Source organism: Sulfidibacter corallicola (assembly GCF_017498545.1).
Classification (GTDB): domain Bacteria; phylum Acidobacteriota; class Holophagae; order Acanthopleuribacterales; family Acanthopleuribacteraceae; genus Sulfidibacter; species Sulfidibacter corallicola.
On the sequence record NZ_CP071793.1, the window covers coordinates 11,718,280 to 11,741,798 of the forward strand.

14 protein-coding genes are annotated in these 23,519 nt (G+C 62.5%); 4 read left to right on the forward strand and 10 right to left on the reverse strand.

From position 1 onward, the window contains the following. Positions 1 to 136: 136 nt before the first annotated feature. The 7 genes from hisD to hisG form a co-directional block, all read right to left on the reverse strand. Positions 137 to 1,348, reverse strand: coding sequence for a histidinol dehydrogenase (gene hisD, locus J3U87_RS34685; protein ID WP_237380768.1), 1,212 nt, complete (start codon positions 1,346 to 1,348; stop codon positions 137 to 139). Continuing rightward, complete coding sequence (gene hisI, locus J3U87_RS34690; protein ID WP_237380771.1) at positions 1,335 to 2,573, reverse strand: phosphoribosyl-AMP cyclohydrolase; 1,239 nt, start codon at positions 2,571 to 2,573, stop codon at positions 1,335 to 1,337. Before hisI ends, hisD begins: the two co-directional genes overlap by 14 nt. A gap of 99 nt (positions 2,574 to 2,672) precedes the next feature. After that, entirely contained in the window at positions 2,673 to 3,491 is an 819-nt protein-coding gene (hisF, locus tag J3U87_RS34695; protein ID WP_237380773.1) for an imidazole glycerol phosphate synthase subunit HisF, read from the reverse strand. Continuing rightward, complete coding sequence (gene hisH / locus J3U87_RS34700) at positions 3,479 to 4,069, reverse strand: imidazole glycerol phosphate synthase subunit HisH (protein ID WP_237380775.1); 591 nt, start codon at positions 4,067 to 4,069, stop codon at positions 3,479 to 3,481. Before hisH ends, hisF begins: the two co-directional genes overlap by 13 nt. Beyond that, a complete protein-coding gene (hisB, locus tag J3U87_RS34705) occupies positions 4,066 to 4,677 on the reverse strand; it encodes an imidazoleglycerol-phosphate dehydratase HisB (protein WP_237380777.1) in 612 nt (203 codons plus the stop codon). The genes hisH and hisB overlap by 4 nt, the downstream gene beginning before the upstream one ends. Further along, positions 4,674 to 6,392, reverse strand: coding sequence for an aminotransferase class I/II-fold pyridoxal phosphate-dependent enzyme (locus J3U87_RS34710; protein ID WP_237380779.1), 1,719 nt, complete (start codon positions 6,390 to 6,392; stop codon positions 4,674 to 4,676). The genes hisB and J3U87_RS34710 overlap by 4 nt, the downstream gene beginning before the upstream one ends. Then, positions 6,389 to 7,240, reverse strand: coding sequence for an ATP phosphoribosyltransferase (gene hisG / locus J3U87_RS34715; RefSeq protein ID WP_237380782.1), 852 nt, complete (start codon positions 7,238 to 7,240; stop codon positions 6,389 to 6,391). Before hisG ends, J3U87_RS34710 begins: the two co-directional genes overlap by 4 nt. A gap of 919 nt (positions 7,241 to 8,159) precedes the next feature. Here hisG and J3U87_RS34720 point away from each other — a divergent pair. The 3 genes from J3U87_RS34720 to leuS all read left to right on the forward strand — a co-directional run bounded on the left by J3U87_RS34720 (position 8,160) and on the right by leuS (position 14,431). Beyond that, on the forward strand, positions 8,160 to 11,165 hold the full coding sequence (locus J3U87_RS34720; protein ID WP_237380784.1) for a BACON domain-containing protein: 3,006 nt from the start codon (positions 8,160 to 8,162) through the stop codon (positions 11,163 to 11,165). After that, positions 11,162 to 11,713, forward strand: a complete 552-nt coding sequence (locus J3U87_RS34725; protein WP_237380785.1) for an alpha/beta hydrolase — start codon at positions 11,162 to 11,164, stop codon at positions 11,711 to 11,713. Before J3U87_RS34720 ends, J3U87_RS34725 begins: the two co-directional genes overlap by 4 nt. A 183-nt stretch (positions 11,714 to 11,896) precedes the next feature. Further along, on the forward strand, positions 11,897 to 14,431 hold the full coding sequence (gene leuS, locus J3U87_RS34730; protein WP_237380787.1) for a leucine--tRNA ligase: 2,535 nt from the start codon (positions 11,897 to 11,899) through the stop codon (positions 14,429 to 14,431). A gap of 420 nt (positions 14,432 to 14,851) precedes the next feature. Here the strand turns inward: leuS and J3U87_RS34735 are convergent, their stop codons facing one another. The 3 genes from J3U87_RS34735 to J3U87_RS34745 all read right to left on the reverse strand — a co-directional run bounded on the left by J3U87_RS34735 (position 14,852) and on the right by J3U87_RS34745 (position 19,093). Further along, positions 14,852 to 15,094, reverse strand: coding sequence for a hypothetical protein (locus J3U87_RS34735; protein WP_237380789.1), 243 nt, complete (start codon positions 15,092 to 15,094; stop codon positions 14,852 to 14,854). A gap of 122 nt (positions 15,095 to 15,216) precedes the next feature. Beyond that, on the reverse strand, positions 15,217 to 16,500 hold the full coding sequence (locus J3U87_RS34740) for a YeiH family protein (protein WP_337249547.1): 1,284 nt from the start codon (positions 16,498 to 16,500) through the stop codon (positions 15,217 to 15,219). Positions 16,501 to 16,954: 454 nt separating this feature from the next. Next, on the reverse strand, positions 16,955 to 19,093 hold the full coding sequence (locus tag J3U87_RS34745; protein WP_237380793.1) for a M4 family metallopeptidase: 2,139 nt from the start codon (positions 19,091 to 19,093) through the stop codon (positions 16,955 to 16,957). A gap of 409 nt (positions 19,094 to 19,502) precedes the next feature. Here J3U87_RS34745 and J3U87_RS34750 point away from each other — a divergent pair, with 409 nt between their 5' ends. Beyond that, positions 19,503 to 22,751, forward strand: coding sequence for an ATP-binding protein (locus J3U87_RS34750; protein ID WP_237380795.1), 3,249 nt, complete (start codon positions 19,503 to 19,505; stop codon positions 22,749 to 22,751). Positions 22,752 to 23,519: the final 768 nt, after the last annotated feature.

A 23,519-nucleotide genomic window follows, 5' to 3' on the forward strand; every position in this document is an offset into this window, starting at 1 on the left:
GGGGATGGCCTCGCAGATCGGCGGGCGATCGCGGGGCCGAACTCCGAGACCCGACATCTGGAAAGAAACCCATCCAGCGGACCCGGACTGCCTTTCGGCGGCTTCCCCGGCGCTGGATGGATCCCGTTCTCTGCGTCTACAGCCGAATTTCCAGACTGCGCCGGTGGAACGCGAGTCCCTCCAACTCGGCCAGATGAATCCCGGTCTTGGCGAGCTCGCCGAACGACTTGGGGTCCACCTCTTGAAAGGTCAGGACCTTGAGGAAGTCCCCCACCGACAGACCGCCCTTGCGCCGGGCCACGGCCAAAGTGGGCAAGGTGTGGTTGGGACCGGTGCAGTAATCGCCGAGGGCCACCGCACTGTGGCGCCCGATGAACAGCGAACCGAAATGAGCCAAACGCTCGATGTCCACCAGACCGGGATCGCAAGCCAGGTGAAGGTGTTCGGGAGCCATGCGATTCGACAGGTCGATCATCTCGTCGACCGAGGCGCAATGGACCAACTGAATGACGCCGGCATCCTTGTCCGGGTGGGCCGCCAACTCTTCGCGCACACGGGCCTCGATCGCCGCGAGCAGCGCGCGATCGGTCGTGGCCAAAACCGAAAGCGCCATCGGGTCGTGTTCCGCCTGAGCCAGCACGTCCAGCGCCAGCCAATGCGGGTCGGTGCTGTCGTCACAAAGCACCAGGATCTCGCTCGGACCGGCGAGGGTGTCGATCTTGACGCGGCCCTGGACCAGGGCCTTGGCGGCATTGACGTAGGCGTTGCCCGGCCCCACGATCATGTCGACGGCCTCGTGCCAACGCGAGCCGTAGGCCAGCGCGGCGACGGCCTGGGCGCCACCCATGTGCAGAAAAGCGGTGGCGCCGCCCAGGCTGGCGGCGGCCAGAATCGCCGGGTCGTCGGCGGGCGAGCAGGCCAGCCGAATCGGAACGCCGGCGACACGCGCGGGGATCAGGGTCATCAGGGCCGTGGACACCAGCGGAAACCGGCCGCCGGGAATGTAGGCGGCCATGCTCGGCAGGGGTCGCACCACCTGGCCGAATCGGCCGTGGCGATCTTCGCGGGATTGGTCGCCGTACATGTCGCGCTGCATTTTCGCAAAGGCCCTGATGCGTTCGGCGGCCACCCGCAGATGCGCTTTGGTTTCCTCCGAAATCGGGTAACTGGCCCAGGGTTTCAGCTCGATCAGGCGCGGTTCGAACCCGTCGATGTCGCGGCTGAGCCGGATCAGGGCATCATCGCCCTCGGCGGCGACCTCGGCCAACATGGCCCGAACCCGTTCCAACACTTCGTCGCCCGTCGTTTGAGCCGGGCGACGCCATTCGCTACATTCAAGAATTTCCATGGCGGCTCCTCAATTCGGCGATGATGTCGTCCAGCCCGACGCCGCGTGCGCGGGCCGAAACCAGGGTGAAGTACAGCAGGTCGGCAGCTTCCCAGCGCACGTCCTCGAACGATTCGGCCTCGATCAACTCCTCGGTTTCCTCGCGAAGCTTTTCGGCCTGCAACGCCGAATCCGCGAACAGTTTGGCGGTGTAGGAGCCCTCGGGCATCGCCGCACGACGATCGGCCAGGGTGCCGTCCAACTGCCGCAGCCCCCATTGGCGGCGCACCCGCGGGAAACAGCTCCAGCGGTCCAGGTGACAGGCGGCAGCACCTTTCTGGCGGACCAGGAACAACAGGGTATCGCCGTCGCAATCCACGTCCACGCGACACAACTCCTGCGTGTTGCCGCTGGTTTCACCCTTGCGCCAAAGCTCGCGCCGCGACCGGCTCCAATAGATGCCGCGCCGTTCCTGCAGCGCGGTCCGCAGCGAGGCCTCGGTGCTGTAGGCGACCATCAGCACGTCGCCGCGATCCGCGTCCTGCACCACCGTGGGGACCAGGGGCGCCTTGGTGAAATTCACCCGGCGCAGCATGCAGTCTTCCAAGGAGAGTTCGCCGGTGTAGAGCGCCATGCCGATCTGACCGCCGACACCCAGCTCCTGGAGAAAACCGATGTCGTCGAGTGTGGTGATCCCGCCGGCGATCGTCACCGGCACGGGACTGCGCTCCACGATGCGACGCACCCGCTCGCGATCGAGTCCCTGCATCATGCCTTCCCGCTCCACCTGGGTGTACAGGAACTCCGAGCAGTTCGGCGCCAGGGTCACCAACTGATCCTCGGTCTTTTCACCGGTCTCCTCGCGCCAGCCGTCGCGCAGAAGCCGGTCGCCCTTGGAGTCCACCGCAAAAATCAGGGATTCGCGCGGCAGTTTGCGAACCCAGTCTTCACGGGCCGCGGTGCCGATGATGATGCGGTCGGCGCCGGCTTTCAGGTAGGTGCGGGCCGTTTCCAGGTCGCGGATGCCACCACCGACCCGGCACCGGTACCGTTTCAACATTTCTTTGATCAGGGCCTGGTTGTTGCCTTTACCGGTGGCGGCGTTGAGGTCGATGACGGCCACCTCGCCGTAGAGACTGAAGGAATCGAGCAATTCGAAGACATCTTCGCGTTCGAGCACCGGGTCGCGGCCCTGACGCCATTGGACGGCTTTTCCGTCAAACAAATCGATACTTGGGATGAGCATGGAGGTACCTCTCAATCGGGGGCTGACTTGAATTCGTGGGTTGGGGGGTGTGCCGGGAATGGGGGAAGCGGTCCTCGCCTCCCCGACCGGCGTGCGACCTCATGACAGGCGAACCGGAATGCCGGCCTCGGCCAGGAACCGTTTGGTGTCGTCGATGCGATAGTCGCCCGAGTGGAACATGGTCGCGGCCAGCACGGCATCGGCACCGCCGGCGAAGGCCAACCGCAGGTGCTCGGGTGTCTTGGCGCCGCCGGACGCGATCACCGGTACGGGCAGGGAGCGGCCCAGCGCGCCGGTGATCTCCATGTCGAAACCGATACCGGTGCCGTCGCGGTCCATGCTGGTGAGCAACAGCTCACCGGCACCGCGATCCGCCAATTCCCGCGCCCAGGTGCGGGCTTCGAGTCCCGTGGCGTTACGTCCGCCATGGGTGAAGACCCCGTAGGACCCGTCCTCGCGGCGCTTGATATCGATCGCGACGACGATGCACTGAGCCCCGAATTGGCGGCTCGCCTCGTCGACCAGATCGGGATTCTTCACGGCGGTCGTGTTGAGCGCAACCTTGTCGGCGCCGGCTTCCAGGAAGCGGTAGATGTCGTCCATCGTGCGCAAGCCACCACCGACGGTGTAGGGAATCGAAAGCGCGCGCGACACGTTGCGCACCATTTTCAGCGCGGTCGGTCGCGATTCGGCCGAGGCCGAAATGTCGAGGAAGACCAGTTCGTCGGCGCCTTCCGCTTCGTAGCGCACGGCAAGTTCCACGGGATCGCCCATGTCGCGCAGGTTCTGGAAATTGATGCCCTTGACGACGCGACCGCGGTCGACGTCCAGACAGGGAATGATGCGTTTGAGCAGATCGCCGGACGCCGTCACGGCGTTCGTGGCGTCACTGCCGGGCTGGGACGTTAAATCAGACATGTGGCCAACAACTCCTTTCCCCAGGCGCCCGATTTCTCGGGATGAAACTGGAAGGCGATGGTGTTGCCGCGCGCGACGGCGGCGGCGAAGGGCGCACCGTAGGTCACGGTGGCGATGGCGTGCTCGCTCTCGTGCACGACGAAACTGTTGACGAAGTAGGCGGTTCCGGGTGGCAGGTCCCCTTGGCGCCACGTGATCGGCACCCACCCCATCATCGGGCGTTTGGGTGCACGCAGCAGTTCGACCCGACCCGGGAAGATGCCGAGCCCGGGATCCTCGTCTTCCTCGCTGGAGGCGAAGAGCACCTGCATGCCCACGCAGATCCCCAGCAGGGGTCTGTCGGCGGCAACCCAATCGCGCAGTACCTCCACCCAGCCGTGGCGGTGGAGAAAGCGCATGACCGCGCCGAATCGGCCCTGCCCGGGTAGCAGCAGTTGATCGATGCCGTCCATATCGGGCTCGCGCATGAGCCGGTAGGGACGATCCAGGCGCGCGAGCGCATCGCAGATCGAGGTGATGTTGCCGGAATCGGGATGCAGGACACCGATGGTCCCGCGTTGACCTTCTGGTGACGTCATAAGACCCCCTTGGTACTGGCACCGGGTCGCCCGGAAGGCGACAGGGCCTCGCGGAACGCGTAGGCCAGGGCCTTGAACGAGGCTTCGATGATGTGATGATGGTTTTCGCCGCAGACCCGCCGCAGGTGAAGCGTCAGGGCGCCGGACATGGCGAGGGAGTGATAGAAGTGGGGTACCATCTCCGTGCTCAGCTTGCCGACCGACTCGCGGGTCAAGCCAAGTTCGGTGCGGCAGTAGGGCCGACCGCACAGGTCGAGGGCACACATGACCAGGGTTTCGTCCATCGGCAACAGGCGTTGCCCGTAGCGGTGCATGTCGCCCCGTGCGCGCCAGGTCTCCTGCAGGGCCGCGCCGAGGACCAGCGCCGTGTCTTCCACCAGGTGGTGATCGTCGATGTGCAGATCGCCCTCGGCGGTCAGTTCCATGTTCCACCCGGCGTGATAGGCCAACTGGTGCAGCATGTGATCGAAGAAACCGTGCCCGGTTGCGACCCGAACCCGCTGGGTCCCGTCCACGTTCAGCTTCAACCGAATGTCGGTCTCTTTGGTGCGGCGGTGCTTCTCCACCGCGAAAGGCACCGCCGGTGCCGGCGTTGAAGGATCCGTCATAGTAACTCCTCGATCTGGTCGATATGGTCGAAGAAGGCGCAGGCGCCCGCCTTTTCCAGCGCTTCGCGGTTCTCACCGACTCCGATTGGCACGGCACCCGCGGCGACCGCGGCGCGGATGTCGTCCAGATTGTCGCCAACCATCCAGACACGGCGGCAACCGGTGACCTCGGAAGCGGCGCGGATGCCCTCGGGATCGGGTTTGGGATGGGTCACGTCGTCGACCGTGTAGCAGGGCGTGCCCGCGTCGAGACCCAACAAATCGATGCCGGGTGCCATTTCGCGACGGTTGCGGCCGGTGACCAGCGCGATGCGGAACTCCTTGCGCATCCGGTCCAGCAACCTGGCATCGATGAGTGGCGTTTCGCGCGTGACCGTGCCCGGCGTCGTGCCATCGCCAAAGTACAGGGTCTCGAAGACCGCCTTGACCTGTTCCAACGGCACGTCGGCGCCGTGACGTCGGATCAGCTCACGGGAGAGCACGTGATCGTCGTTGAACCCGCCGGCGGCGCGAAGAGCCAGAATCTCGTCGCGATCCGGCCGCAAACCGCAAAAGTGGAAGACCGTTCGAAGCACCGTTTCGTCGAAGCTGGCACGGACGTCGATCAGGGTGCCGTCCACGTCGAGGCAGAGCAGCTCCGGCTTGAAGGCCAGGGTCAGGGCGGCTTCGAGCGCCGCGGTCTCCACCGGAACCGAGAACCGCACACAACCCGTGATGCCCGGACGTTTGAAGGTCCGTACCGCGAAGCCCTGCATCGCCATCACCTTACCGATGAAGTTGGCGCGCCGATCACCCAGGTCGAGCATCAGGAAGTTGGACTCGCTGGGCAGGACGCGAATGCCCCAACCGCTCAGCAGCGTGAACAGACGGCGCCGATTGGCGACGACCTTTTCGCAGTAATCGGTGATTTCTTTCTGGGCCTGGGGCTTGAGCGCCTCGCGACCCAGGTGGAGGCTGACCGAGCTGACGTTGTAGGGCATCACCCGGCGACGTAGCCGGTTGAGCAGCTCGCCGTCGGCGAGCAGGTAGCCGAGGCGCAGGCCCGCCAGACCGTAAGCCTTGGAAAAAGTGCGCAGGATGATCAGGTGGGGGTTGTCGGCCAGCAGGTCCAACAGGTTGTCGGAAGCGAATTCGGCGTAGGCTTCGTCCAGCAGGACGCGGGTGTCGTGCTGGCCACACCAGGCGATCAATCGTTGCGCCGTTTCGCGCGGAATGGACTCCCCGGTCGGGTTGTTGGGCCGAATCAGGATGAAGATCCCACCGGGATTGGCGGCGACCGCATCGAAGGCGGCCTCGATGTCCAGGGTCAGGTCGTCGCGAACGGGCAGGGTGACCGGCCGCACCGGCCAGACATCGCATTGCTCCAGGTAAAACCCGAAGGTGGGCAGCGGCGCGATGATCGGCGTGTCGGCGGGCAAATCGGCGAACAGGTACTGAATCGCCTCGTCGCCGCCGTTCGAGACCAGGACCTGATCCTCGCGTAGCCCGTAGAAATCCGCCAAATCCGCTTCCAGCGCGCGGCGGTCGGGATAGCGCCACAGATCCGGATCGGGCAATGCGTTCAGGGCGGCCCGCAACCAGTGGGGCACGCGCTCGCTGCGTTCGTTCTGGTCCAATTTCCGGCCGGGCAGGTCGGCGGCACGAAACGAGGGAGACGAGGGCGCCAAAGGCATGATGGCGGGCGCCTGGGGCCTTGGTGAAGAAGCGTCACTCACGGGATCACCTTCCGAACCGGGGTTTCCAGAATGTCGGTGGCGCCGGCCTTGCGCAGTTTCGGCAGCAGGTCACGCACCTGATCCTTGAGCACCGCCGCTTTCACCGCGAACCCCGACTGGCGGTAGAGCTTGGACACGGTAGGCGATTTCATGGCCGGCAGGGCGGCGACCAGCTCTTCCAAGCGATCTTCCTCGCAGTTCATCTCCAAAAGTACCCGGCGCCGCCCTTCCAGCACGCTGCGGAACACCAGCACCATGTGTTCGATCTTGTCACGCTTGGCGGGATCGTCCAGTGCGCGCGGATCGGCCACGAAACGGGTGGTCGAGGTGAGCAGCGTATCCACGATCTTGAGGCGATTCTCCTTGAGGGTCGTGCCGGTGCTGGTGTTGTCGACCACCAGGTCGGCATCCTCGGGGGGGAACACTTCCGTGGCGCCAAAGGCCCGAACGAAGGTGAAATCGATGCCCTGTTTCTCGAGGTAGGAGCTGCACAACTGGCGATACTCCGATACCGCGATGATCTTGCGCGCCCGCACCTGGTCCCAGTCCCAATCTTCGGGAATGCTGGCGACGATGCGTACCGGGTCGAAACCCAGATCCAGCAAATCCTCCACCTCGGACCTCTGCTCGGCGATCCAATCGGCGCCGGCGAAGCCGCAATCGTGTTGACCCAGGGCCAGTAATGGGGGAATGTTCTGGCTCTTCAACATCTTGATTTCCAGTTGGGGATCGTTGCATCCCGGTCGATAGTTGCGTTCGTTACCCTGGAGGTGGATGCCACTGTCGGTCAGCAACTCGGAAATCTTCTTGAATTGGCGCCCTTTGGGAATGACTAACTTGAGCTTCATGGGACGTTCTCCTCGTCGTGGGGGTCTCGGATGGGGGAAACCGGAATGAGACCGGGGTTGGGGGGTGATGGGTTGAGGTCGGGAAGGCGCCCTGCCGGACTCGGGAACCAAAGAGGCCAAAAAGAAAAAGCCCCGCTGGTTCCGGAAGGATACCAGCGGGGCTTTGGGTCAATCGTCGTGCGCGTTTTGCGAGCAGCGCGACGCCATCACACGGGCATCTTCCTCCCTTGGGGGTAGCTATGATGCACATGGTGATGATGGTGTTGAGCTGCCAACAGCATGTTCGGAAACACTCCGCACTGAGATGGTTCTCATTCAAGTCGAGGGCGAAAAGGAAGTCAAGTTAAAAAAGAATGAGATGCGGGATAAATCCAGCCAACTCCCCGGTGTGCCGCGATCCGTTTGCGATACGCCACCGACTCATTTCCCCGCTTTGCGGTGACCGCCCGCAGCGGTTCTCGGAAACGAATCGGATACGGGTCCGTTCTCACGTCACGCCGCCCACCGGAGGGGACGAGCGCGACCGCCCCGTTCCCCTCCCTCGACGGGGAACCGCTCATGTCACCGGTGATTCGGGAGAAGCGGAACCGCTTCCCGAAAGAAATCCACGAGGGCGAGTTCGCCGCCTCGGACTGGTGATGTTCCCCTTTCCGGCATGGGGCTCGGCACCCGCCTAAGCGAAAATTCGCGAGAATCTCGCGCGCTCCCCATTGACCCCGACACCCTCTCCTTCTTATGATTCTGTATTCAGCTCGAAGTCGGCGCCAGGTCTTCTCCGCTATATTTTTCATGCCCGCCGAGCCGTTACTTTATCGCCAATAAAATGGTTATCTGTCCTCAATTCAGTATGTTCGAGTATTGATTATCGTATCGCGACGCGCGCAATTGGGACAAAACCGCCCTGAAAAGCGAGGTCATAGTGGCAATTCACCCGAATCGCACCATTCGTTCCGCGTACTTTATTTCCCTTTGCCTGGTTTTGACGTCGATCGGTGCCTGCCAGCAAAACCGGCAGCCGGAAACGTCCGAGGCAGCCGCATCACCGCAACCCTGTCGCCTCGATCTGAGCGCGCCCAGCGCCGTACACCAGGCCGAGGCCGGGAACGGATCCCTAAAGGTGACCGCCGAGGGTGATTGCGCCTGGACGGCGGAAGTGAGCGATTCGGAGTGGATCGAACTCCAACAACCGCAAGAAAACGAACTGACCTACGAGATCACCGCCAACACCAGCGGCAGCGCCCGCAGCGCCGCGATCAGTTTCAAGGGCGAGGGCCGCATCCTGCGCACCTTCTCGGTTTTCCAGGAAGGCGCCCGCTGCGACTTGGCGGTCGACCCGCTTTCGGCCAACGTTCCGGCCGACGGCACCACCGGCAGCCTGCGCATCACCACCGACACCAACTGCCAGTGGACGGCCGAGCGCAAGGTGGACTGGATCCAAATCGATTCGTTCGACATCGATCGCATCAGTTACAAGATTCAACCGAACACGGGCGCCTCGGCGCGGGCCGGCGCCATCCAGTTCCTGATCGATCAAAAGGAAATGGGTTCCTTCTGGGTGTTCCAGGAAGGTGTCGCCCAGCCTTCGACGGGTTGCAATTTCAGCCTGGATACCGCGCCGATCAGTTGGCGGGCCAAGGGCGGCAGCGCCGAAATCGCGCTTCGCAACGAAGACAAGTGCCTACTCCAGGTCACCAGCGACGTGGACTGGGTGGAACTTCCGGCGGAAGGGCTGGTTCCTCCCGGCGCTTCCTCGTTCAGCTACCGCGTATTGCCCAACAGCGGCTCTCGCGCCCGTACCGCCGTCCTGAGCATCGCCAAGGCAGGCGAGGCCGAACCGCAATTCGCAGCCCGTCTGGTGCTCGTCCAGGACGCGCGTACCTGCTCGGTCCGCCTGGGCCAATCGCGCTTCGACGTGTTGCCCAACGGATCGCGTCTGTCCCTTCTGGTGAAGGCCGATCCGGGCTGCCGCTGGAAAGCCGAGAGCGACGCTTCCTGGATCTGGCTCGGCAAGGCCGAAGGTGACGGCGACGGCGAAGTGAGCCTGGAAGTGACCGCCAACCAGACCGGCGGCTCGCGCATCGGCACGATCCGCGTGGCTGACCGGGCCCTGGTCATCATCCAGCGCGGCCAGCCGAGCTGCAATCTGGCCCTCAAGCCGGAGAGTTCGGCGTTCGGGATCGGCGGCGGCGGTGGCACCTTCGCCGTCAAAACGCAGGACAGTTGCGATTGGAAAGCCCAAAGTCAGACCGACTGGATCACCATCGACGAGGACTCGCGCGGCCTGAGCCCGGAACGGGTTCACTTCACGGTCGAAGAGAATCGAGGCATCGCGCCCCGTACCGGCACGATCCGGGTGGGCGAAAACATCTTTTCGGTCACCCAAAACGGCGTGACGCCCTGTTTCTACGCGCTGCGACCCAGCCACGCGGAATACGACAGCCACGGCGGCGAAAACTCCTTTCGGGTGTCCACCCGCGACTATTGCGATTGGCAGGCTCGAAGTGACGTGTCCTGGATCCAGGTCGCGGCCACCGCCGATTCGGCCGGTGAAGCCTTCGTGCGCTACGTGGTGGAACCCCACGAAGGCACCGGTTCGCGAACGGGCACCATCACCGTCGGCGACAGCAGTTTCGTCGTGATCCAGGCCGGGCGCCTGCCCTGCTCGGTGGACCTGGACCGCGAGCTGATCGACATGGAAGCGGCCGGCGCGACCTTCTCGGTATCGGTCACGACCCGGGCCAATTGTGTCTGGAGCGCGGGATCTCCCGAGCCCTGGATCCAACTGGACCAAGGGGCGGAAGGTTCCGGATCGGGTCCCCTGAAGGTGACCATCGCCGCCAACCCCAACGCCGAACCGCGCGAGGGTACGCTGCGCATCCTGAACAAGGCGCTGATCGTGCGCCAGGCCGGTACCGGACGCTACCACTACAACGTGGTCGTGCGCGATCGCGACGGCAATTTCCTTTCCGGCACCAAGGTCACGTTCCACAACGGCGGCCACAAACTGACACAAACCACCGACCAGCGCGGCAGTGCGTCCGCGACCTTCGAGGAGAACTCGGGCATCGCCTACAGCGTGAACGGCACCAAGCGCTCCTTCGGCGACAACCGCAAGCTGGTCCACCTGATGGAGACCGAATACCCGGTGGCGTTGAGCCTGGTCATCGACGAAGAGAACCGCATGGACGGCACGATCTGGATTCGCTCCCAGGCGGCCGGCATCGAGATGAAGACCACGCCGGGCACCACGGTACAATTACCCTACGGCACCTATTACATCTCCTATGAGAACGAGGAGCTGATTCATACCGAAGTCCACACGGTCCGCGGGATTTCGCGCATCGTGATCGACATCGCCACCATGCCCAACGTCTACTACCGCAACCTGTACCGCAAGAACAACGAGTTGGGCCTGCGGGACAAGGTAGTCGCCACCGGCGATGCCCGACGCGACGGATTCCCCTACTTCCTGGCCCGTTACTGGCTGGCCCGCCTGTACTGGGACCGCGACGACCGCAACGCGGCCACCGATCTGTTGGAAGACCTGTTCTCCCACCGCGACCTGTGGATGTCCATGAACATCAAGCCGCACTACGTGGTCGCCTACCTCAATTGTTTGGAGTACCGCGGCGCCCACGAGCTGATCGCCGACATTTGCGAAGAAGAACCGTTGATCCAGCAGTTCAACCAGCTCCGCAACGGCGAGCGCGACGCCTACTGGCGCTTCCAGTTCCTGTACCACCGCATCAAGGCACTGGATCGGATGGCCGAGCAGGCCCGAGAATTCAAGAAGCGGCGGTACCGCAAGCGCATCGATCGCGCACTGACCTGGATCGCGGAACTTCCGGTGGAAACGCTCAACAGCAATCCCGTCCGCTATCAAGAGCTGAAAGAGATCAAGGCCCGACTGGACAAGCGTTCATGAACGAACACCACCCGCTGTATTTTTTTCACGGGCTGGAGAGCAGTCCCGAGGGCTTTCGCGCCAACTACCTGCGCGAACGCTACCCCGAGATTCGCGTGCCCGCGCTGCCGAAAGACCCGCGCGAACGCCACCGCATCCTGCTCGCGGAGCTGACCGAACCGGCGCTGGTGGTGGGCTCCTCCCTGGGCGGCTTGAGCGCCCTGATGATGGTTCGCGACGTCCCCCGACGCATCGCGGGCATGGTGCTGCTGGCACCGGCGGTGGGTTTTCACGATGCGACCTACCGCACCCCCGAGGTGCTGGCCCTGGTATCCTCGCTGGCGATTCCGCCCGGCATTCCCACGGTGATCATCGCCGCGACCCGCGACGAGGTGATCCCGCTGGAGGCCATCGAGCGCCTGGTGGCGCGTTCTCCGGAAGCCGCGGTCCGCGATTTCGTCAAGGTCGACGACCAGCATCGACTACACAGCGAAGCGGCCTTGTCCGCCATGCTCGCCGCGATCGAACAGGTTCGCGCGGAAGTCCAGGACGTGCCCGCGAACCTATGATCGAGACGCCCGACAAGGTCGTGTTCGAACTCGGTTAAAAACGCGTGCGGGTCAATTGGACCGCGCCCAGACGCGTCAACCGGTGCGATCACGAAATTTAGCAGTGCCGGCTTTACCAGGTTCAGGCATTCCCGCTAGAATAGGAGCTTTGAGTTTTGTTTCGGGATAGATAGGAGAACAAAGGTGCCGAAGTACGACCACTTAGCGATTGAACCCAAATGGCAACGATATTGGGACACACATCAGACCTTCAAGACACCGGAAACGCTCGAGGGTCCCAAGTATTATGTGTTGGACATGTTTCCCTACCCCTCCGGCGCAGGCCTGCATGTGGGCCACCCGGAAGGCTATACGGCCACCGACATCGTGGCCCGCTACAAACGCGCCAACGGGTTCAACGTGCTACACCCCATGGGCTGGGACGCCTTCGGTCTTCCCGCAGAACAATACGCCATCAAAACCGGAACACATCCGGCGACCACCACCGCCAACAACGTGGCCAATTTCAAGCGTCAGTTGAAATCGCTGGGGTTCAGCTACGACTGGGCCCGCGAGATCAACACCACCCACCCCGATTACTACAAGTGGACGCAGTGGATCTTCCTGCAACTGTACAAAAAGGGCCTGGCCTATATCGCCGAGGTCCCGGTCAACTGGTGCCCGGAACTGGGGACCGTTCTGGCCAACGAAGAAGTCATCAACGGCCTCAGCGAGCGTGGCGGCCACCCGGTCATCCGCAAGCCGATGCGCCAGTGGATGCTGAAAATCACCGAGTACGCCGATCGTCTGTTGGAAGATCTGGAAGACCTGGACTGGCCGGAATCGATCAAGATCATGCAGCGCAACTGGATCGGCCGCTCCAAGGGCTCGGACATCGTCTTCGAATTGCCCGACCGCAAAGAAACGATCCGGGTCTACACCACCCGCCCGGACACGCTGTTCGGCTCCACCTACATGGTTCTGTCGCCGGAGCACCCGCTGGTGGACGTCCTGACCAGCGAGGATCATCGCGAAGCCGTGAAAGCCTACCGCGAGGAAGCGGCCCGCAAGTCGGACCTCGAGCGGACCGAACTGGACAAGTCGAAAACGGGCGTATTCATCGGCGCCTACGCGATCAATCCCGCCAACGACAAGCAGATCCCGATCTGGATCGCCGATTACGTCCTGATGTCCTACGGCACCGGCGCCATCATGGCGGTCCCGGGTCACGACAGCCGTGACTGGGAATTCGCCACCAAACACGGCATCGAGATCATCGAGGTCGTCAGCGGTGGCGACATCACGGTGGAAGCCTATTCCGGCGACGGGAAAGTGGTGAACTCGGGCTTCCTGGACGGGCTCGACGTGCCCGCGGCCAAGGAAAAGATGATCGCGTGGCTGGAAGCCCAGGGTAAGGGTCAAGCGACGATCAACTACAAGTTGCGCGACTGGTTGTTCAGCCGTCAGCGCTACTGGGGCGAGCCGTTCCCGATCATGTTCGACGAGCAAGGCAACCACCATCCGCTGCCCGAGGAGAAGCTGCCGTTGCACCTGCCCGAGGTGGAGGATTACCAACCGCCCAAGACCGAAAACCCGCAACCGCCGCTGTCCAAGGCGACCGATTGGGTCCAATTCGAAGAGGATGGAACCAAGTGGCGCCGCGAGACCAACACCATGCCCCAGTGGGCGGGATCCTGTTGGTACTACCTGCGTTTCGTCGATCCACGCAATCCGGAAAAGGCCTGGGACGCGGCCAGGGAAAAGTACTGGATGCCGGTCGACCTGTACGTGGGCGGTGCCGAGCACGCGGTACTCCACCTGCTCTACGCCCGCTTCTGGCACAAGGTGCTGTTCGATGCCGGTTTCGTCTCGACCGAGGAACCGTTCACGAAGCTGATCAACCAGGGCCTGATCACGGCCTTCAGTTTCAAGGACGACGAGGGTCGCTACGTACACGCCGACCTGGTGGATTTCGACGGCAACAAGGCGATCCACAAGGAAACCGGCGCCAGCCTCAAGTTCCAGATCGAGAAGATGTCCAAGGCCAAAGGTAACGTGGCCAACCCGGACCACATCATTCACGAATTCGGTGCGGACGCCTTCCGTCTGTACGAGATGTTCATGGGTCCGCTGGAGGCCTCGAAGCCGTGGAACACCAAGAGCATCGAGGGCGTGCGGCGGTTCATCGAGCGCGTGTGGCGCCTGGTGATGCACGAAGAGGGCGAGGGCCTGAATCCGGGACTGAGCGACGGTGTCGGCGGACCCGAACTGGAAAAGCTGATGCACCAGACGATCAAGGGCGTCACCGAGGACATCGAGGGATTGCGCATGAACACGGCGATCTCGAAGATGATGGTGCTGACGAACACCCTGACCAAGGCCGACGCCAAGCCGCGGGTGGTCATCGAGACGCTGGTGAAGTTGATGGCGCCATTCGCGCCGCACGCGGCCGAAGAAATGTGGTCCGCACTGGGCCACGATCGCAGCGTCAGCCTGGAGTCTTGGCCGCAATACGACGAGGAGTTGGCCCGCGAGAACCTGATTCAGATCGTGGTGCAGGTCAACGGCAAGAAGCGCGACATCCTGGAAGCGCCGGCCGAGATCGGCAAGGACGACGCCTTGGCCAAAGCGCGCGAGTTGACCCGCGTCGCGGCCCACCTGAACGGCTGCACGCTCATCAAAGAAGTCTTCGTGCCGGGCCGACTGATCAACTTCGTCGTCCGCCCGAACAAGAAATAGTGGCGGAGATGCGCGTCGTCGGTGTAGGCCGACGACGCGCGATCGAAGCGATGCCACCCGGAGTCCCCGCATGGAGAGAGTGACGTCGTCGCGGTAGGTTGGCCGGCCCGGCCGACTTTTCGAAGGGCGCATGCTAGCAGTTCCCGTATCGAGAGAGAGGCGAAGTGCCTGTAGGTGAGGGGGCCTGCTCCACCAATCGAAGCAACTCTTTTAGAAATAACTAATTACGCCTGAGAGCGAAGCGAGAAAACGCCCTTGTGACGCCCCGGCGAAGTCGTGGGGTTCAAAGTTCCTGCATTCATAAAGGCAGGACGTCCCACTTTGATATGCGTATGCTCCGGGTTCGAATTGTATCGAAATGTCGACCCGACCTGCTTACTGACCTTGACCGGTTCAACGGAAATGACAGCACTCTCCAGGTTACGGAAACGCCTGGACAACGAGCTTCGATTGGTGGAGCAGGCTGGCCTGGGCGGCCCCCTCACCTACAGGCCTGGTCGCTCTCTTCAGGTACTGGAACAGCGAACGGCTGCCCTTCGAAATGTCGGCCCAGCGGGCCAACCTACTGCAATGGCAACTCTCTCCTGGATTCAGGAACTCCTGGACAACGAGCTTCGATTGGTGGAGCAGGCTGGCCTGGGCGGCCCCCTCACCTACAGGCACCTCGCCTCTCATCGAATTGCGGGAACTGCTAGCATGCGCCCTTCGAAATGTCGGCCCAGCGGGCCAACCTACTGCAATGGCAACACTTTCGGGGATGCGGGAACTGCCCGCGGGCCCAAGGCTCACACGTGCAGCACGTAGCGCAGCACGCAGAAGCTGGTGACCGCCGTCGTCAGCGAGGCCGCGAACCCGATCACCAACGGCCACACCCCCAGGCATCGCAGCTTGTCGAAGCGCGTATTCAAACCGACGCCGACCAACGCCATCAAAATCAGGAATTTGGCCGTGCCGGTCAAATCCGAGATGAGGTTCCGTCCGGTCATCTCGCTCAGCGCGTCGAAGGCGCCGAAACTGTTCAACAACGCCATCGCCAAAAAGCCGAACACGAACAAGGGCACCGAACGCTTGACCTTGAGCCACAGGCCCGAACGCCCACCCGGGCAGGGCGGCGCCTCACTATCGCGGTGGAACCACAGGCCGATCGCCACGATCACGAAGCCCATCAGGGCGTTGCGCGTCAGTTTGACCGCCGTCGCCAACTCGCCCGCGGCCAGGCTGTAACTCATGCCCGCCGCCACCACCTGCGAGGTGTCGTTGACCGCGGTGCCCGCCCAAATCCCGAAAAAGTGATCGGTGAACCCCAGCAGGCGACCCAGCAACGGGTAGGCGAACACCGCCAAGGTACCGAACAAGGTGTTGGTGGCGATCGCGAACGAGACCTCCTCGTCGGCGGCCTCGATCACCGGTGCCGTGACCGTGATCGCGGTGTTCCCGCAAATCGCGGTACCCACACCGATCAGCAATCCCAACTTCGGCGAAATCCCCGCCGCGCCGGCCAGCATGCGCGTCAGCCCCATCGCCAGGCCGATCAAGAGCAGAATCAACAGCACCACGCCCCAGCCGATCTCGGCGATCTGTTGCAGCGAGATCCGGGCACCCAGCAACACGATCGACGTTTTCAGAATCAAACCGAAGGCCATCTGGATGCCGGGCTGGAATCGTGGCGAAAGGCGCACCGCGTTGCCGATCAACAGGCCGATCCCCATGCCCAGTACCGCTTCGCCCAACAGCTTGCCCCAACCGCCAGGGAGCAGTTGGTGCATCCAGCGACCGGCAATCGCCAAAATCAAGACAAACGCCAACCCGGGTACAATGGCAACCCGGCCGGGACGCTGTTCAGCCTCACCCCTCATCGCTTCCCCCAAAAATACCTCGTATCGGGAGCACCGCGAGTGTCGCGGTTTTTGGGAACGATCGATGCTTTGGGAGAGATGTTTCGGCTCGGTTCCCATCCCGAGATCCTGGACAGACCCGGAAAACGACCGGCGCTGGTGGACGTTCGCCACTGGCGGGCCCTTCACACCGACAGCGATCAGGCACTGCCGACATTCGATGCCGACGCACATTGCGACGTGCCGTCCGTGCCGGGGGCACAACCCCTACCGAAGGGCATCTGTGGCCGGCCTTCCACCGGCGATTACGGACCCCGAAAAACTCCCCAATTCATGCTTCGACCGGTGCCCCGCCAGAAATCCCCAAGGCGGCACATCCCCGGTTCCCTCGATCCGCCTCGTTCTTTTCCGGCCCAACCCCTCGGGCCTCAAAACAGCGGAACTGCCTTGCATTGTAGCCGATAGAATCGGTCGGGAACAGACCCGGAAATCATCTCTGCGCAAAAGATCGAGCGCATCGGCAACGCCCTCCAGAAAACCCTGAAAAGGGGAAAATCACCCAAATACGAAGCTTCGGACACCACGAAAAAGGGCCCGACCACCTCCGTGGCCGGACCCAAGACCCATGCTTTGACTCAGGGTCGGTTGAATGGGCACCCAAGGCTGGTCCCCCGATGCCCAGACCTGTTCAAGGCCAGATCGGGTATGCCGCCCACACCGTGAACGCGCCACCGCCCTCGGCGGATTCGACGGTGATGTGGTAGTAACCCTGCTTGCCTTCGAATTCGAGGTACTCGCGGGAGTCGGAGCTCTGGCCCGAAGCGACTTCCTCCCACCAGTTGCTGCTGCCGAAGTAGAAGAGACGAATGTTGAAATCGGTGCCCTCCGGACCCCGGAGCCAGATTTGGTGCGTGCCGGCCTTGGCGTAGTAGTACTGCTGGTTCGGCAGCCAGACCGAATCTCCGGTGCCGGTGAGGGTGCCGGCGTATTCCGCACAGTTTTCGCAGGGAGGCTCTTCGCCGTCGCCACCGTCACCGCCGTCACCGGCATCGGTTCCATCGTCCGATCCGTCTCCGCCGTCGCCACCATCAGAGCCGTCAGATCCGTCGCTTCCGTCACCGCCGTCCGATCCGTCGTCCGATCCGTCGCTTCCATCAGAGCCGTCACCGCCGTCCGATCCGTCGCTCCCGTCAGAGCCGTCCGAACCGTCGTCCGATCCGTCGCTTCCGTCAGAGCCGTCCGAACCGTCGCCACCATCCGACCCGTCGTCGGATCCGTCACCGCCATCACCGCCGTCGCCCCCGATGTCCACGGTGATGTCCACGCCGGCGAAGGCATCGCGAACCGCCACGAGGTCGAATCCCAGGTCCCTGGCCGCGTTCACGGCCGCATCGGCACCCTGCTGGAAGTTGGTGCTCGGCGTCCAGTAGGCCTGGTTGGCGCGAACGAACACGCGGAAGGCCTTTTCGGTGTCCCAACCGTCGGTGGTCGCCAAGAGGAAAAAGGCCCGGTTGAAGACGCCGCTACTGTAGTGCACGTCCATGCCCTGCACGAAATCCAGGGCGCTGCCGATCGAACGGCCGTCGCGGGTGGGATCCTCCATGAAACGCAGGGCCACACCCTGCTTGAAGATTTCCGAACCGATCAGGAAATCGTTGCTGCCGGTCATGAAGTACTCGGCCGCTTCGCCGGCCATGTCGGAAAAGGCCTCGTTGATGCCCCCGCTCTGGTTCCGGTAGATGAGATTCGAATTCTGCTGGGTGAAGCCATGGCTGACTTCATGCGCGGAAACATCCAGGCTCACCAAGGGGTACAACGCCGTGCCGCCGTCGCCGAAGGTCATCGAGGAGCCGTTCCAGAACGCGTTTTGGTAGTTGGTGCCGTAGTGGACCCGCATGGTGAGCTGAAACGTCAGCGGCGCGGTGTCGAACCACTGGTCGTACATGTCGAACACGACCGTTCCGAAAAAGTGGGCGTCGTTCAAGGGGCTGTAGGCGCCGTTGATTTCCTTGTAGGTGTTCTCCGGACAGGTGAATTCGTAGACGTCTCCGCCCCAGGTCCGGTGATTCATGTCCAGGGTACGGACCTTGGCGTTTTCCATCGTGCATGTATCGCCGGCCTGGGTGACTTCCATGGGGCCGAAGTCGGTGCCGTAGAGGTACCGCCCGACTTTCTCGTTACCGCCCGGCCCAATTGCGTCCGCGTGGTTGAGGTTGTCGTAGGCCAGCAGTACCTCGCCATCGTCTGCGGCCACCAGGTACACCGGCCGGGTGGGATTGGCACCGCCACGGGTGTCCGCGAAGAAGGTGACCTCGTAGGCCAAGTGGGCCTTGCCCTTGGCATCGACGTAGATGACCAGCTCGGTGGATTCGTTTTCGAAGCGCCAAGAATCGGCAGCCAAATGCCGGTTGACCGTGGCCTTCTTCATGGCGGCCAGGGCCTCGACCGCGGTGAGCCCCGGCACGAGCGTGCGCACTTCGGCGTCCAGACCCCGCAGGAGCTGGCCGTCCATACGCTGAACCGTTCCCTTCTTCGTGGTCACGACCACGTGCTCGCCCCAAACCGGGACCCTGTGGAACGTTTGGCGATAGCGGGTATGTGCCTGGCCCTCAACCGTGACGACCTTGCGCAGGTACTCCAGGGATTCGCTCTTGGGCAGGTCGAGCAACTGCGCCAGAGAAGCGGATTGGTGACGATTCGCCTCGCGGGCCAGCTCCGGGCGCTGGGCGAGATCGATGCGGTCGACGGCCCATACGGCAAACGTCGAAAGAAACGAGAGCGACAAAACGAGACTTAATTTTTTCGAGTACACACTGAATCTCCTCATAGGAAGGCCTCCAGCGGGAGCGGAAGCCCAAATTAGGTGGTGAACGAAGGGCGTGGTAGATCCTTCGAAGGGAGGAGAATCGGCAGCATGCATTCAAAAGAAGCGGTGCGGGGCCACGAAAATCAAGACAGTCGCAAGAATGAACCATGTAAAGATCGAGAAAACAGCGACGAGAACCAAGGGCCATATGTAAATTTGCAATGAAATTTAGTTTAGTCATTAAACTTACTAAAACAAGCGCCCCACCCCTTTATGTGATCTCCCTCACGCTCCCCTCTACGCAAACCTCCTGTAACACCCCACCACGCTTCTCCCACCCCCTACCCTGCCCGCCACACCCCCACACTTTTCCCCGCTCACCGCGCCTATTCCGTATCCTTGCCCACCTTCCTGTGGCAGAATATCCGCCATGCACATGGTCACTTTGTGGTTGGCGCTCACCGTCCTCAATCCCGTCGGCGTTCCCTTCATTCAGAATTTTCCGGCCGAGGTCACCGGCGGGCATGGCCAGAACTGGAGTATTCACGTCGGCCCCGAGGGGCGTCTCTTCTTCGCCAATACGTGGGGCTTGCTCTGTTACGACGGCGCCACCTGGCGCTTGGCGCGGCCCCATAACGGATCGATCATGCGTTCCATCGCCAGCGATGCCCAGGGCCGCCTGTTCTACGGCGCCGAGGGAGAACTGGGTCGGGTGCGGTTCCACCGCGACCGCTTCTGGTCGCTGGAGTCCCTGGTGCCGAAATTGCCCGAGAAAGCGCGCGGGTTTCGGCATGTCTGGGGCATTCACGACACCCGAGACGGCGTGGTGTTCGTCACGCCCAACGGGCTCTTCCGTTACCGCACCGAGGCCGATACCTTCGACGTCATCGAACCGAAAAATCAATTCCACACCTCGTTCAAGGTGGATGGCGCCCTGTACATTCGCGAGTTCGGGGTCGGTCTTCAGAAACTGGGAAAGGCGGGGCTGGAACCCGTTCCGGGTGGCGATTTTTTTTCGGACAAGCGATTACACGTGTTCCTGCCCTACGATGAGGGCCGTTATTTCATGGGCACCTACCGCCACGGAACCTGGCTTTACCGCCCCGACGCCGCCAACCCGAAAGAGCTGTTGGAAAGGTTCCACCCCGAAGCCCCCACGTTTTTCGAGGATTACAACCTCTACCAGGGAATTCGCCTGAACGAGGATCGGTTCGCACTGGCCACGCGCCTGAACGGGCTGGTGGTCATGAACCGCGAGGGTCGCTTTCTGCTGCATCTCGACAAGAAACGCGGCCTCGCCGACGACAGCGTGTTCCACCTCGGCATGGACGGCCACGATCACCTTTGGGTCGCCACCAACGACGGGATCTCGATGGTCGATCTCTACAACCCCATCAGCCGGTTTCCCGAGCGCATGGGCATCGAGGCAACCCCCTTTACGGCCGCCCTTCACAAAAATCGCCTGTTCCTGGGAACGTTTCGCGGCGTCCTCTCACGTCCCTGGACCCCACCTCACTCGGGCCTGACCGACGATTGGCACTTCACGTTGGTACCCGGTTTCCAGTCGTCGAGCTGGTGTTTCCTGGCAGACGGAGACGATCTGCTGGTCGGTTCCAAACAGGAAGTCTTCCGCATTCGGAACCAGCGTGCATCGATCATGACCGCTATCGAATCACCGGTTTTCTCCATGCTGATTCCCGCCGCGGCGGCCAACCGGCTGGTTTTGGGGGCCCGAAACGGCCTGAAGCTGATGAGGCGCGTCGATGGAGATTGGTCGGACCTGCAAGCGGTGGAAGGTTTCGAGCAAAACTGCGAATTCATGGTCGAAACGAAAAACGGAGATCTGTGGATCAGCAACATGGCCGCGGGCGCTTTCAAGGTACGGCTCGACTACGAGACCGGTCGCCTGTTGTCGATGCAACACTACGGCAAGGCCCAGGGGCTTCCCGAGGACAGTCAATCCAAGGTCTTTCTCCTGGATGGCGAACTGTTTGTCACGACCACCAAGGGAAACTACTGCTACGACCCGGCTTCGGACCGCATGGTTCGCGCGACCGTCTTCGACGCCTTCCTGGAGCCGGACACCGGCCTGGAGCACCTGGTCACCGCCCCGAACGGCGAGGTTTGGCTACAGGCCCGAAGAGATTTCAGCGACCGGACGCCGAGCGAGGCATCCCAGAAGGTATTCCACCTGGTGGGGCCCGCCAACCGCCGTCGCCTGTCGCAGAATGGAGAAAGCGAGCTCGCCCATTCCCTCGCCAGCACGATCGTGCCGATCGACGATGGTCGCCAGGTCCTGTTCGTGACACCGCAGGGTGTCTTGGCCTACAACGGGGATATGCAGACACGGGACAGGCGGTTTCGCGCCCGCATTGCCGCGATTCACACACCGGGCAGCGGAGAACCGATCGCGTTCATGCAGACCTCGAAAGCGGATGAAATCCTGGAATTGGCGCCGGATCGCAATGCGCTGCGGTTTGCCTTCGCCCAGGATTTTTTGGCGTTTTCGGACAAAATCGCCTACCAATTCTATCTGGAGGGATTCGATCCCGAATGGCTGCCCTGGACCTTCGCCAAACACCGCGACTACACCAATTTGCCGCCGGGCGCCTATCGATTCCACCTGCGCGCCCGCAACCACCTGGGCCAGGTGAGTAACGCGACTTCGGTGGCGTTTCGGATCGCGCCACAGGTCTGGCAGACGCGCTGGTTCAAATCGTTGCTCATTTTGGCCTTGGCCGCCATGATCTGGGCCGCACACCGCTTTGCGACCCGTTTCCTGGTGCTGCGCGCCGAGAAATTGGAACGCTTGGTCGCCAAGCGCACACACGAGCTGGAAAAGGCCCAGCGGGACTTGGTGGAGAGCGCGCGCCTGGCCGGCATGGCCGACATCGCGACCAGCGTCCTTCACGATGTGGGCAATACACTCAACTCGGTGGTCATCTCGACCCAGTTGGTCAAGCAGCTCCTGGCGAACTCCAAAATGGTCGGCATCTTCAAGGCCAATCGCGTTTTGGACGAGGTCCTCGACGACCTGGCCCAGGGCGAAGCGGCCGAGGCGGATCGACAACAGCGCCTGCGAGCCTATTATGCGCGCCTGGGCGAGGCCTACACGTCGGAGCGCACGGAGGGTCTGGCGCAACTGGATCGACTGGAAGACCTGGTGCGCGTGCTGCGCGACATCGTCAAGGCCCAGGAGCAGATAGCCGGATCGGTTTCCTTTCGAGACCGGCTCCAGGCCAAGGCCTTGATCGAACAGGTGTTGATCCTGCGCGCCGGTTCACTTCAGCGGGCGGATGTACGCGTCACCAAACGCATCGCCGACGTTCCGGACATCTTGGGCGAGAAGTTGAAATTGATCCACGTCTTCGTGGCCTTGATCGACAACGCGATCGAAGCCATGACCGAAACCGCGAAGACCGATCGATCCCTGGAGATCCACCTGTTCAAGCGGAACGACTGGGTTCACGTCATCATGCGGGACAGCGGGTGCGGTTTCGACGCCAAGGTTCGGGAGCGGTTGTTCCAACAGGGGTTCACCACCAAGAAAGATCACAGCGGCTACGATCTGCACCGTTGCGCCAACTTCATGGCCGAGATGGAAGGCACCCTGACCCTGACCAGCGATGGACCCGATCGAGGCGCCACGGCGGAGGTCACCCTGGTCGCGATGAGGTGAGCGGCTTCGAAAGAGCGTCGGGGCGACCCCGCCTAAAGTGCCCGCAACACCGGGAGAGGCGTCGTCGCGGTAGGTTGGCCGGCCCGGCCGACATTTCGAAGGGCGCATGCTGGCAGACCCCGCATTTCGAAGAGTGACGCTAGGCCAGGTAGGTTGGCCCGCTGGGCCGACACGTCGAAGCGATCATTACCCGAAGTGCCCGCATCGAAAGAGAGACGTCATGCCTGTTGGTTGAGCAGCCTGCTCAACCAATCGAAGCAACCCATGCAACAGCAACAAATTACGTCCATAAGCGAAGCGTAAAAACTCTATCGTGGCGCTTTACCGAAATCGCGAGGTTCAAAGTTCCCGAATCGGGAAAGGCAAGACCCTCCATTAAGAGACGTAAATGCTTGGTCGTCAAACCGCTTCGAAATGTCGGCTAAGTCAGCACAGTCCTCTCCAGGATGTGGGAACTCCTGGATGACAAGCTTCGATTGGTAGAGCAGGCTGGCCTGGGCGGCCCCCTCACCTACAGGCCTGGTCGCGCTCTTCGGATACTGGGCCTGCGAACGGCCGCCCTTCGAAAAGTCGGCCCAGCGGGCCAACCTACTGCCATGGCAACTCTCTCCTGGATTCGGGCACTCCTGGATGACGAGCTTCGATTGGTGGAGCAGGCTGGCCTGGGCGGCCCCCTCACCTACAGGCCTGGTCGCGCTCTTCGGATACTGGGCCTGCGAACGGCCGCCCTTCGAAAAGTCGGCCCAGCGGGCCAACCTACTGCCATGG